This is a genomic window from Weissella oryzae SG25 (assembly GCF_000691805.2).
GTDB lineage: Bacteria > Bacillota > Bacilli > Lactobacillales > Lactobacillaceae > Weissella > Weissella oryzae.
Genome location: NZ_DF820535.1, coordinates 1 through 424, shown reverse-complemented (window position 1 = coordinate 424; position 424 = coordinate 1). Strand labels below are relative to the sequence as shown.

Here is a 424-nt window from a genome sequence, read left to right as displayed (position 1 = left end):
TGACTCAACGTCTGACTCACTAAGTGATTCAATCTCAGACAGTGATTCAACGTCCGATTCACTAAGTGACTCAATCTCAGACAGTGATTCAACATCAGATTCAATGAGTGACTCAATTTCAGATAGTGACTCAACGTCTGATTCAATCAGCGATTCAGATTCAACGTCCGATTCAATGAGTGACTCAATCTCAGATAGCGATTCAACGTCCGATTCAATGAGTGACTCAATTTCAGATAGCGATTCAACATCAGATTCAATGAGTGACTCAATTTCAGATAGCGATTCAACATCAGATTCAATGAGTGATTCAATCTCAGACAGTGATTCAACGTCCGATTCAATGAGTGATTCAATCTCAGACAGTGACTCAACATCAGATTCATTAAGTGATTCAATCAGCGATTCAGACTCAACGTCCGAT

1 protein-coding gene is annotated in these 424 nt (G+C 39.6%); it reads left to right on the top strand.

What is annotated here, in order from left to right; all coding sequences use genetic code 11:
• The coding region (locus TT13_RS11115) for a hypothetical protein (protein WP_190279686.1) at window positions 1-424 on the top strand (424 nt) is incomplete at both ends.